General features: G+C 41.6%; 11 protein-coding genes. All 11 read right to left on the reverse strand.

Annotation, left to right across the window (positions count from 1 at the left end):
- Positions 1-1,092, reverse strand: a complete 1,092-nt coding sequence (gene cobW, locus OW492_RS12720; RefSeq protein ID WP_290040463.1) for a cobalamin biosynthesis protein CobW — start codon at positions 1,090-1,092, stop codon at positions 1-3.
- A complete protein-coding gene (gene cobM / locus OW492_RS12725; protein ID WP_290040464.1) occupies positions 1,079-1,882 on the reverse strand; it encodes a precorrin-4 C(11)-methyltransferase in 804 nt (267 codons plus the stop codon). The genes cobW and cobM overlap by 14 nt, the downstream gene beginning before the upstream one ends.
- Before the next feature lie 155 nt (positions 1,883-2,037).
- Complete coding sequence (gene cobJ, locus OW492_RS12730; protein WP_290040466.1) at positions 2,038-2,823, reverse strand: precorrin-3B C(17)-methyltransferase; 786 nt, start codon at positions 2,821-2,823, stop codon at positions 2,038-2,040.
- 23 nt (positions 2,824-2,846) lie between these two features.
- Positions 2,847-3,623, reverse strand: a complete 777-nt coding sequence (locus OW492_RS12735) for a cobalamin biosynthesis protein (RefSeq protein WP_290040468.1) — start codon at positions 3,621-3,623, stop codon at positions 2,847-2,849.
- Positions 3,620-4,357 (reverse strand): precorrin-2 C(20)-methyltransferase, encoded by a 738-nt coding sequence (gene cobI / locus OW492_RS12740; protein ID WP_290040470.1) that lies wholly within the window; start codon positions 4,355-4,357, stop codon positions 3,620-3,622. Before cobI ends, OW492_RS12735 begins: the two co-directional genes overlap by 4 nt.
- Positions 4,354-5,769 (reverse strand): precorrin-6y C5,15-methyltransferase (decarboxylating) subunit CbiE, encoded by a 1,416-nt coding sequence (gene cbiE, locus OW492_RS12745; protein WP_290040472.1) that lies wholly within the window; start codon positions 5,767-5,769, stop codon positions 4,354-4,356. Before cbiE ends, cobI begins: the two co-directional genes overlap by 4 nt.
- Positions 5,769-6,410 (reverse strand): precorrin-8X methylmutase, encoded by a 642-nt coding sequence (locus tag OW492_RS12750; RefSeq protein ID WP_290040474.1) that lies wholly within the window; start codon positions 6,408-6,410, stop codon positions 5,769-5,771. Before OW492_RS12750 ends, cbiE begins: the two co-directional genes overlap by 1 nt.
- Positions 6,400-7,194, reverse strand: a complete 795-nt coding sequence (locus tag OW492_RS12755; RefSeq protein ID WP_290040475.1) for a precorrin-6A/cobalt-precorrin-6A reductase — start codon at positions 7,192-7,194, stop codon at positions 6,400-6,402. The genes OW492_RS12750 and OW492_RS12755 overlap by 11 nt, the downstream gene beginning before the upstream one ends.
- Positions 7,194-8,357 carry a cobalt-precorrin-5B (C(1))-methyltransferase gene (locus OW492_RS12760; protein ID WP_290040477.1) on the reverse strand — a complete coding sequence of 388 codons (1,164 nt, stop codon included), beginning with the start codon at positions 8,355-8,357 and terminating at the stop codon, positions 7,194-7,196. The genes OW492_RS12755 and OW492_RS12760 overlap by 1 nt, the downstream gene beginning before the upstream one ends.
- 13 nt (positions 8,358-8,370) lie before the next feature.
- Positions 8,371-9,810, reverse strand: a complete 1,440-nt coding sequence (locus OW492_RS12765) for a cobyrinate a,c-diamide synthase (protein ID WP_290040479.1) — start codon at positions 9,808-9,810, stop codon at positions 8,371-8,373.
- A gap of 24 nt (positions 9,811-9,834) precedes the next feature.
- Positions 9,835-11,640: an ATP-binding protein gene (locus OW492_RS12770; protein WP_290040481.1), complete on the reverse strand. Its 1,806-nt coding sequence runs from the start codon at positions 11,638-11,640 to the stop codon at positions 9,835-9,837.
- Positions 11,641-11,649: the final 9 nt, after the last annotated feature.

Consider the following 11,649-nt stretch of genomic DNA (forward strand, 5'->3'; position numbering starts at 1 on the left):
TTAAACCTCTGCGCTTTTTAAAATAGCGGTCACGGTAGCTTCATCTAAGCCTTTACCGATTAATACTAGTTCTGTCTTTGGCGTTTCAACGGCTTCCCATAAACGGTCAAAATGTACATCTAAACGTTTACCAACGGCTTGTAATACTTGGCGCATCGGTTTGTTTTGAACGGCTGCAAAACCTTTGATACGAAATAAATTAAACTCGTTTAATAGTTTTTCAACGTTTGCTTTAAGTTTGTCAGCATCAACAGTACCTAAGCTGATCACCATTGAGTCAAAGTGGTCATGTGCGTGGTCGTGGTGTGCGCCATGAGCATGATGATGGTCGTGGTGGTTATGTACTTTATCGATATTTTTCTCAGAGCCTGCATTGATACCGATTAATACTTCCAGTGGCACATCACCGTTATTGATGTAAGCGGTTTTTACCGAGCTCGGCAAACGTTTTTGCACGACCTCTTTAACACGCAACTGATCAGCTTCGTTTAATAGATCGCTTTTGCTTACAACCACTAAATCAGCAGAATTCAATTGATCGTCTAATAACTCTTGTAAGCTTGGATCGTGATCTAGGCTCTCGTCCATGGCACGTTGCTTTAATACTTTATCTTCATCAGCAGCAAAGCGCCCTGCTGCAATCGCAGGACCATCAACCACTGTGATAACGGCATCAACCGTGCAGTGCTCTTTAATACCAGGCCAGTTGAAGGCTTGTACTAATGGTTTTGGTAGGGCTAAACCCGATGTTTCAATCAGGATATGGTCGATTTGGTCACGACGTTCAACCAGTTTTTCCATCACAGGTAAAAATTCTTCTTCAACGGTACAACAGATACAACCATTGGCCAGTTCGTAAATACCATCTTCGCCGCCAACTAATTCAGCCGCTTCATCTTCACATTCTAATGGGCAGCTTCTAAGCAGTTCTGAGTCGATATCTAATTCACCAAATTCATTCATGATCACGGCAATGCGCTTACCTTTTGCTTTTTTAAGTAAGTTAGCTAATAGCGTTGTTTTACCACTGCCTAAGAAGCCAGTTACGACTGTAGTTGGTATCTTATTTAATGAAACGTTACTTGTTGTCATGTTGAGCCTCTAGTTCTTGTATTGATAGTTCGCCTTTACGACGACGGAAAATATTCGGCTTATCTTTGTGGTAAAGATAAGAGTCTTCAAAGTTGGTGGTATCCAGTACATGGCCAACTAAAATAAGCGCGGTTAATTTGAAGCCTTTAGCTTCAACTTTTTCAGCAATATCCGCTAAGGTCCCGGTCACTTTGTCTTGATCTGGCCATGAGCTGCGATAACACACTGCAACAGGACAGTCTTCACCGTAATGTGGGATCAGCTCCGCCACTATTTTGCGAATTTTAGTGATGCCTAAATGGATCGCTAGAGTTGCACCGCTTTGTGCCAGTTGCGGTAAACGCTCGCGCTCTGGAAAAGGCGTTTTCCCTTCGTAACGAGTCATTATGACTGTTTGTGATACACCAGACAGGGTTAACTCTTTACCTAAATAAGCCGCTGAGGCTGCTGTCGCACTGACACCTGGAATCACTTCATAGTCAATACCGTGTTTTTCTAAACGACGAATTTGCTCTGCGATAGCGCCATATAATGCAGGATCACCACATTGTAGACGTGCCACATCTTTGCCTGCTTTTGCTGCTTCAACAAAGTAGGCTTCCATCTCATCCAAATTGATCTTTGCGGTATCAACAATTAATTCCGCACTGTCTTCAACATCTTGTAATGTTTGACGTGGAATTAACGATCCAGCATACAAGACAACAGGACACTGCTTTAATAAGCGTGCCCCTTTGATGGTCATCAACTCAGGATCACCCGGCCCTGCTCCAATAAAGTAAACTTTCATAGTTATTCCATTTTTTAATAATTAGTTATTAATCTTTTACTTTAATCCAAATAGGAAAAGTGATTTATAGCTAAGCAATTCCTATTAGCTCAAGGTAAAAGCACAAAGGTTGGTTTACCAAGTAAGTGCTTTCACAGATAAATTAACGTACGACGTTATAATTTCTTTTTATAACCACGCGGTGTATAAACCCAGTGTTGGCTTCCATTAACAATATGCTTTGACTCACTATTACCCACACTGACTAGAGTAAACATATCAACGTCTTTAGCATCTAATTCATCTAAACGAATAATACGAATGGTTTCATCTTCACGGGTTAATTGACGGCCTAATAAAACAGGTGTTGAAGCTGGACGATATTTTAATAATACGTCACGTGCATGGTTAAGCTGCCAATCACGCTTTTTCGACACAGGGTTATAGAAAGAGATAACAAAATCTCCTTCACCAGCACTATGAATACGCTTATCAATAGTTTCCCAAGGCGTTAATAGATCTGACAAACTTACCGTACAGAAGTCATGGCCTAACATAGCACCAATTCGGCTTGCGCCAGCTTGCATAGCAGATATCCCTGGTACTACGTCAATTTCTACGTCTAGCCATTCAGGATGATCTTCAAGCCCTTGAAGTTGTCTATCTAACAATTCAAACACCAAGGTGGCCATCGCATAAATACCAATATCACCACTTGAAATAAGTGACGTGGTTTTGCCGCTTGCCGCGAGATCTAATGCTAAACGAGCACGACCAATCTCTTCCCCTAACGGTAAATCATGATGAACCTTGTTATTACAAGGCTCACCTAACAAGTCTAAATACAGTCCATATGCGACTAAATCAGTACTTTGCTCAACCGCTTTTAATGCTTTTGGTGCTACTAAATCTGCATTTCCCGGTCCCATACCGACAACAAAAAGTTGTTTTTTTAAACTCATTTTATTTCCTAGTTTTTAATAATTTACAGGCTATAACTTCTGGCAATCGCACAGGTAGCTTGTTTGTTTTTATGTTTATTAAGTAGCAATTCACTACCGTTATTAGTCAGCTGCTGCGCTTGATACAGTGCCGCAGATTCTGCCACGCCATACACACCAACAGTTTTAAAAATATAATCAGACTTAGTGGAAAGGCGATCTTCCATTAAACTTAGCGTCTGAGCAGAAAAAGTTAGATAAGGTTTTTGTAAGGTGTCAGCTAAGGCAATTAATCCCACTTCATCACTTTTAATATCGATGCTAGTAATCGCGCTAATATCATCAATAGTAAGTCCAGCTTTGATTAAACACTGGTCTAATAAACCTTGTAAAACCTGTTCAGGGCAATGGCGCTCGCAGCCCATACCTACAACATATTGAGGTTTTAAGTAGCTATTAGCTGTAGTTAACACTAATTGATTTTGCAGTAACTCTGTAACTTGCCTCGCGAACTCGTTAGCACCACCTTCATGACCTGATAATAACGGGATCACAAACTGTCCTTGCTCATCCAAGACTAAAACAGCGGGATCACTATATTTATCATTTATTACTGGCGCTAAAGTTCGCATAACAATGCCAGTGGCACAGATAAAAATAAGCGTATCACCTTGTGTAAAGTAGCCTTGCACCCCCTTTTTAAAAGGTGTTGGCTTAAAGCAAACCTCACTGTTTACTGCTGTCGAAGCATTATTTAAAAGGTGTTGTAAACGCCTCGCCAATTGCAGCCCGACATCAGTTAAACAGATAATGCGAATCACGCGGTAAGCTCCTCTCTGGTAATAACAAAGAGTGAGAAATAAGGCCCTGCAACATTGTCTAATTGATTTAAGTCTCGTATTATTTTCTGTTGGTCTCGGCTGACATATTCCAAATAATTGGCATCATCAAATCGTTGAGTCTCTTTTAATAATGCGATTAAACGCGGACGTTCAATACCCGCTTTCATGATAACCACGGCATCATGCTCTAATAATGCGGCTTTAATTTTGGCATCACTATGGCGTCCTGTGATCACCGCAAAAGACTGTTTTAATACGGTTAACGGTAATTGTAATTGCGCTGTGGCAGCAACAAAAGCAGGCACCCCAGGAATTACTTGTGACTGATACTGACTTTCCAAGCGTTCTAGTAGATAAGTGAAAGATCCAAAAAATAGCGGGTCACCTTCACATAAAAACACCACGGTTTTACCTTGTTTAAGTTCTGCTTGTATCTGCATAATCGCTTTATCGTAAGCGGCATTAGCAGCAATACGCTCACGAGACATAGCAAAACGCACACCTAAGTGTTGCTGTACTTTAACCGGCTCTTTTAATGCTTCGCTAGCAATTTCTAATGCTTGTGATTGCCCTGCTTCATTCTCTAAATAGCAGATCACATCGGCAGCTTGAATCGCTCGGAACGCTTTTAACGTTAATAACTCAGGATCACCAGGTCCCACACCCACACCGATGAATAATGCCGTGTTTGGTGTTGAGGTTAATTCGCTCATGACACTGCCTTTTTAGTGAAACTAAATAAACTAACTGCTAGCGCAGGACGGTAAGCTAGTTGCCCTCCTAGGGTTCTACTTTTATTGACAGCAATCTGTAATGTTTCTAATTCAGCATCTTTTAAGTCTTCACGTTGAGAGTAAAAGTCTAACAACTGAGCTTTGGTTTTTTCCATTACAGCAGAAACAACGATTTGGCCATGTTCAGGTAATTTAGCCCATAACTGCGTTAATAAAGTAGGTAGTTCACCATCACTTCCACCAATGAAGATTTTATTTGCTGCAGGTAGCGTTGCTAATCCTTCTGGTGCACGCGAAAATTGCGGTTTAAGATTTTTGACAACACCAAATTTTATCTGATTTTTCATCAAGCAATTAAACCTTTCTTGGTTATGCTCAATAGCATAGACAGTGGCTTTTGATTGCCAATAAGCCAATTCAATAGAAACGCCACCACAACCTGCACCAATGTCCCAAATTAAATCACCTTTGCTTGGTTGCAATAATGATAAAATAGCCAAACGCACTTCACGTTTGCTGATCATCCCTTTACTACCTAATTCTCCGGTTTCAAAATCGGCATCTTTAATCCCTGGAAACTCAGGTAAGAAGCCTCTATTTTCCCCACAAATGACGAAGGTGACATGTAGAGTATCAAATGCTGGTCGTTGCCCATTCGTTTCAGCTTCACATAATTCAGCAGCAGTGAATCGTGATATTTTTTGCTCTTTGTAACCTAAGCGCTCACACACCATAATTTCCGCATCAAAAAAGCCACTTTCTAAACAAACGCTAGCCACATGTTGAGGTAAGCTATCTTGATCGGTTAATAGCAACAAGGTTTGCTGCGCTTTTAAAGCCACTTTTAACCTTTCTAAAGGTCGTCCATGTAAACTCACTACATTCACATCTTGTTGCGCTATCGATAAACTATGACAAGCTTGTGTAATGCTTGATACAGCAGGAAAGAAGCGGACGGATGCGTCTTTAAAGTTTTTGCTAATCCAAGTACCAATACCATAATAAAGTGGATCACCAGACCCTAACACCACTACATTTTGTTCTGTTTCTATTAACGCTTTTAAGTCTTTTAATTTAGGCAGTATTTCGGTTCTTGGCGGAAGATGATCCCCCTTAGGTTCAACAGCTTGTTGCTCCCCCTCTTCTAGTGAGTCGATAGCCGGCGGTACTGCTAAATATTTCTCTAAGGTTAATAGTTGGCGCTCAGAGCCAATCACTAAATCAGCCGACTGTAACGCTAATAATGCTTGCTCACTTAACGTGGCATTCTCCGCAACCCCTAAGCCAATCACCGAGATCTCTCGTACGCCAGTTGCATGCGATCTAATCTGGTTACTTGTACTGGAAGCTAACCCTAATTTATTAACTAATTTACTGAAAAAATTGATCATTAATATAATTCCCCTTTAATACAACGTAATAAGGCATTACAACTTGCACTTGATACTGCACTGCCACCTTCGCGGCCTAACAGTGTGATGCATTCAATACCTAAAGTTTGGTGTAGATCCCACAAAGCTTGTTTTGATTCCGCGGCGCCAACAAACCCCACAGGCATACCGATAATCAAAGCGGGTTTAGGCGATCCTTGGTCGATCATCTCTAATAAACGAAACAGTGCAGTTGGTGCATTTCCAATAACTACTACACTGCCTTCTAAATAGGGTAACCATGCAGTTAATGCTGCCATGGTACGGGTTTCACCGGTTTCCTTCGCTCGCTCAGGCACACCAGGTGCATTCAAAAAACAATAAGGATCGGTATTAATCATTCGTTTGGTAATGCCCTGCTTTACCATCTCTACATCACATAGAATTGGCGCGCCTTTTCTTAAGGCTGCAATACCAGACTGGCAAGCATTCGCACTGAATTTAACTTGTGTTGCGACAGCAGGAATACCAACGCTATGCACCACGCGCATCACTACTTGTTGGGCTTCAATAGATAAATGTTCTAAATCAGTTAAAGTTCTGATTTGACGAAAGCTTTCATTTTCGATCAAACTCGGATCGTGGATATAATCAAATTTCATTATTTGGCTCAATTACTCTGGTATTAGGTGTGGCTTCAGATTCAGCTAAAGTCGATGATGATTGCAATAATGCAATACAACTTAGTGCATCATCAAACTGATAAGTTAATGCTTGTAGCACGGGACGCTTAAATTGATAAACGGGAATATTCGCTAACGCAGCAGCTTCAATCTTGGCATAAGTGGCATCTCCACCACTGTTTTTGCTGATCACCGCATCAATATGGTAAGTTGCTAACAACTGTTTTTCATCTTCGAGATGAAATGGACCAATTGCTTTTAACCAGGTGACATTAGCTGGCAAAGTAATTTTAGCGGGCATCGCAGTGCGCAATAACACCTGACTCGACTGCGCAGATAAAGCATCAATCACTGATTGTGATACTTGTCCTGCGGTGATGAATAATGAGTTATGTTTAGCTACTTTTTCAATCAAACATGGCCAATCATCTACTTCTACCCAATTATCCCGTGTTGTTTTCTGCCAAGCTTTACGGTGAAAACGAATGGCAGTAATAGACAAGTCCTTAGTCACTTTGGCAATGGTATTACTCATAGTTTGAGCAAAAGGGTGTGTGGCATCAATAACATGCGTAATGTGATTATCCGTTAGATATTGCGCCAAACCACCAAACTGAGTAAAACCGCCACTAATAGACAGGCAAGGTACCGTCGCTTTGCGCACGATTCCAGCAATGCTGTAGATAACATCAACCCCTAATTCATGTAATTGAGTTGCTAATTTACGCCCATCTGCAGTGCCGCCAACGACTAAAACTCTCATTAGTTAGCCTTTGCTTGATTGATTATGTTGCCATGAACATCGAATTTATCTTGATGACTATTTGCCACAAACAAACCTTTTCTATTTACAGCCCAGACTTCCACCTCAATGGATTCATGGACAATGGTTTTAGCAAATTTTAACGCTTCAACACATACCACAGTGGCGATATCTAAGCCCGCTTGTTTAGTCATATTAAGTACTTGAATGGTGGTGTTTGCGGTTACAATTTGTTGTTGTAGCTCAGCACTAGCTCCCAAATCTTTTGCGATAGTGGCTAACTGCTCAAAATCGATACTAGACTGGCGACTATTTAAATCTAAATGCCCGTTGGCTAACTTAGTTAACTTGCCAAAACCAGCACTAATGCTGAGCTTTTTAATACGGTTCCCTGATTTAGGATCGATCTTTTCACGGCGCAAATATTTCAGCATAGCCCCAACAAAGTCGCCCATTTCAATCAGGCTTACCTCATCCATTTGATAAAACTCTTTAATGGCATGTTCACTGGCAATACCCGTTGAAGCCGCTAAATGGGTAAAACCATTGACTCTGGCCACATCAATACCTTGATGAATAGATGCGATATAAGCAGCGCAAGAATAAGGGCGTACAATACCTGTGGTGCCTAAAATAGAGAGGCCGCCAATGATACCTAATCGACTATTCATGGTATTAGTTGCGATTTGCTCACCGTTAACAATACCTACTGACACTTCAAAGCCGCCCTGATACTGGTATGCTTGCGCATAATGTTCAAGATGCCCTGTCATCATTTTACGTGGCACAGGATTAATCGCTGGCTCGCCAATCGCCAGTACTAATCCATCACGTGTTACCGTGCCTACTCCTTCAGCCGCTTTAAATATAATGCCCGGCGTTGGTAGTAAACGTAATTCGACAAATAAGGTTGCGCCATGTGTTGCATCAGGGTCATCTCCGGCATCTTTAATGGTGCTGGTACGCATGCCCTTTTCAAGGGATTGATAGTCGATTATATCGAGGTTAACGACTTCACCACGCGGCAAAGTAATCTCAACACTGGCTGGTTGTTTGTTGGCTAATAACGCACGCACAGCAGCAACACAGCAAGCTGTTGCACAACTTCCCGTGGTTAAACCATTACGTAATGGTTGCTCTGTTTCGCTAGTTTCCGGCCACATAACTTTATTGTTCCTATTGCTGCGCTTGCATTGCTGCTTGCTGCTGAGTCTCTTTGCTAACTGGGCTCGCCACAGATTGATGATTGTAGTTTTCCCACTCCACTAACTTTTTCTGGTCAACCGCTTGTAATTTCCCGGTAAAAATATCAGCAATTAACCCTGGATTAGATGGGAAAAACAGGTGTAAATAACTCGCGGTTAAGTTTCCCGTACGATAAATGGCTTCACCCGGTGCAGGATGACGTTGGCGTTGTCCGTAACCAATAGGCTGCATGTTCATAATGGCACGGGATCTATGGTGTGCATGCCCATGAATCTCACCTTCGGGTAAGATGGCTTTTTGCATTCCCTGACAACCACGTTTACCTGACATGCTTCCATAGCCATCTAATAAGCCAAGCATTTTATGGTGTTTTTCATCCAAATCTACCAGCTCATTGAGGCAATATAAAAAGCCACCACATTCCGCTAGGATAGGTTTTCCTGCTTTATTAAACGCGATAATTTGCGATTGTAAGGCAGCGTTCGCTGCTAGATTTTCAGCATATAACTCAGGATAACCACCGGGCAACCATAATGCGTCCGCTTCAGGTAATTGCTCACCTTGTAATGGGGAGAAATACTGTAGCTTTGCCCCCATCTCTTCTAATAAACGGGTATTGGCTTGGTAGATAAAACTAAAAGCTAGATCCTGGGCTATTGCGATCTTTTTACCCACTAATAATGGTGGAACTGGAGATTGTTCAGCGGAGTAAAAATCAACAGGCGCAGGTAAATTTAATAACGGGCTATTAGCATCCGCACGATTTACGCCATCAACTAACCATTCGCAGCCAAGCGTAAATTTAGCCTCTAATTCATCAAAGACTTCACTGGCTTGTACTAAACCTAAATGACGTTCAGGTAATGCCACTTCAGGATCTTTTTTCAAGCAAGCTAATAAAGGCAGCTGTTCACCTAAGGCATCTCGAATTAATTGCGCATGACGTTCACTGCTACAGTTATTTGCGATCAAACCATGGCAAGTATAATCATCACGGAAATTAGCTAAGCCAATTGCCACAGCAGCCGCAGTTTGCGCCATGCCTTTTACATCCATCACAATTGCTACGGGAATATGAAAACGTGCCGCTAAATCTGCGCTTGAAGGTTCGCCATCAAATACCCCCATTGCTCCTTCAACCAAAATTAGATCCGCTTGTTGTGCTGCTTCAAATAACTTTTGCTGACAGTAAGCTTCACCTGCCATCCACATATCCAACTGTTCAACATGGGCTTGTGATGCTTGCGCTAAAATTTGCGGATCAAGGTAATCAGGGCCTGTTTTAAACACGCGTACCACTTTACCTTGCTCAGTAAAGTAACGTGCAATCGCTGATGTTATGGTCGTTTTACCTTGTCCCGATGCGGGTGCCGCTAAAAATAGTGCAGGACAACTTGCTTTGTTGGTCATTTGATTCCTTTATGTTGCTCTGTTTTAAGATGAAAGTGCAAAATATTGCGCATCTAATTGTGCTGCTAGGAGCTTACCTCGACCACGTTTTATGGTAGATTTTTCGATATCCACCAATAACGTAGGTACCTTTAATTTCAAATCATCAATATCTACACTGCTACGACCATCGGTGATCAAGTAACAAAACAATGCAAGGTCAGGCGTTTGTATTGTTAACTGTTTAATACTCTGTAACGCCTTTTCTAATACTTGACGTAAAGGCGTACCACCTACTGCACTAATATCATCCAATAAATTTTGTACTTTTTTAGGCGCTTTACCCGCTTTAATCAAGGTTTCAACTTGATTATTACCAAACCCTAATAGACTCATTTTTTCGCGTTGAAGGTAAGCACTATCTGCGATATTCATTACTACTGACTTGGCTAATGACGATAAACTTTGTCCTAGTGTGGAAGCCGACGTATCCAATAAAATGAGGTGATGTTTAGCTTGCCCTGTTTTAGCTTTTTTAAAACTAAACTGTGTAGGCGGCCACTGCCCTAAATTTTTAGACAGGGTATTAAACCAATCTGGTTTGTGGCTATCTAAAGTTGATTTTCTTAACCCTTTTGCTGTTTTACCTTGTGCATTTTGTTGTAACTCGCCTTGCAGTACGCTGTTATTCAATACTTGAGTTAATGACTTATAATGTAATTCTGGTAATTCAATGGCTTGCATTACCGTTTTTTGTTTTTCACCTGATTGTGGTGGCATTGCTCCCCATTCACCAGAAGGTTCAGAAGTGTCATCTTGATCGTTACTCGATTGACTTTCCTGCTCTGATTTGTGCTCAGATATTTGCGATTTAGGATCATTTGACTGAGGAGGTGTTGGACGAGAAAAACCACCGTTTTGGGGTTTATCTTTAGCAGCATCATCGGGCGATTGCGGCGAACTCGGTGGTGTCCCAGATGGTTGCGAACGATGTAATAGTACTAATGGCGCAACTTCCTCTATATCCTGTAACGAGACAGCCGATCTACCGCACCAAGCAGCATGGGTTAAACTCGCACGATGCATCATAATATCTGCGCGTAAACCATCCACATTAGCTTGCTGACAGCGTGTGGCGATTTCAATTAAACAAGCATCATCACAGGTTACTTTAGGCAGTAATTCCTGCGCGTCACTTATTTGTTGTTGCAATGAAATTTGTGGTGCCTGGTATTCATCACAAAAAGCCACTTTATCGAGCTCGAATGCTTGGCGTGTTTTAATAATGTTAATACGCTCTTCGATACTGTATTGATTATCTAACTCAACCATTAAGCCAAAACGATCTTTTAGTTGTGGGCGTAACTCACCTTCGTCAGGATTCATTGTGCCTATCAGTGTAAAGCGAGCATCATGACGATGGCTCACACCATCTCTCTCGACAATGTTAACCCCACTGCTTGCCACATCTAGGATTTGATCAACAAGGTGATCAGGCAATAAGTTAACCTCATCAACATAAAGCACACCAGTATGCGCTTTTTGTAATAAACCAGGTGAGAACTTAACTTGTTTACCTTTTAATACATGGTCTAAGTCCAGGGTACCAATTAACATCTCTTCACTAGCACCTAGAGGCAAGGTAACAAATTGTGAAACAGTGTGTTCAGTCACAGGTAAAAGATCTGCCACCGCGCGCGCTAAGGTCGATTTTGCGCAGCCTCTTGGGCCAGAGATTAATACACCGCCAATTAATGGGTTCACGGTTGCTAATAACAAGGCTAGTTTAAATTGCTTTTGTCCCTGCACAGCGCTAAAAGGAAAAGTGATATCTTCAATGTTATTATTCATATTGCTCCC

Origin of the sequence: Psychromonas sp. 14N.309.X.WAT.B.A12, from assembly GCF_030397575.1 — a bacterium.
GTDB lineage: Bacteria > Pseudomonadota > Gammaproteobacteria > Enterobacterales > Psychromonadaceae > Psychromonas.

Excerpts from the sequence above, each read along its gene's own strand:
- cobW (WP_290040463.1), bottom strand. The coding sequence starts at position 1,092 with ATGACAACAAGTAACGTTTCATTAAATAAGATACCAACTACAGTCGTA.
- cobM (WP_290040464.1), bottom strand. The coding sequence starts at position 1,882 with ATGAAAGTTTACTTTATTGGAGCAGGGCCGGGTGATCCTGAGTTGATG.
- cobJ (WP_290040466.1), bottom strand. The coding sequence starts at position 2,823 with ATGAGTTTAAAAAAACAACTTTTTGTTGTCGGTATGGGACCGGGAAAT.
- cobI (WP_290040470.1), bottom strand. The coding sequence starts at position 4,357 with ATGAGCGAATTAACCTCAACACCAAACACGGCATTATTCATCGGTGTG.
- cbiE (WP_290040472.1), bottom strand. The coding sequence starts at position 5,769 with ATGATCAATTTTTTCAGTAAATTAGTTAATAAATTAGGGTTAGCTTCC.
- OW492_RS12750 (WP_290040474.1), bottom strand. The coding sequence starts at position 6,410 with ATGAAATTTGATTATATCCACGATCCGAGTTTGATCGAAAATGAAAGC.
- OW492_RS12755 (WP_290040475.1), bottom strand. The coding sequence starts at position 7,194 with ATGAGAGTTTTAGTCGTTGGCGGCACTGCAGATGGGCGTAAATTAGCA.
- OW492_RS12760 (WP_290040477.1), bottom strand. The coding sequence starts at position 8,357 with ATGTGGCCGGAAACTAGCGAAACAGAGCAACCATTACGTAATGGTTTA.
- OW492_RS12765 (WP_290040479.1), bottom strand. The coding sequence starts at position 9,810 with ATGACCAACAAAGCAAGTTGTCCTGCACTATTTTTAGCGGCACCCGCA.
- OW492_RS12770 (WP_290040481.1), bottom strand. The coding sequence starts at position 11,640 with ATGAATAATAACATTGAAGATATCACTTTTCCTTTTAGCGCTGTGCAG.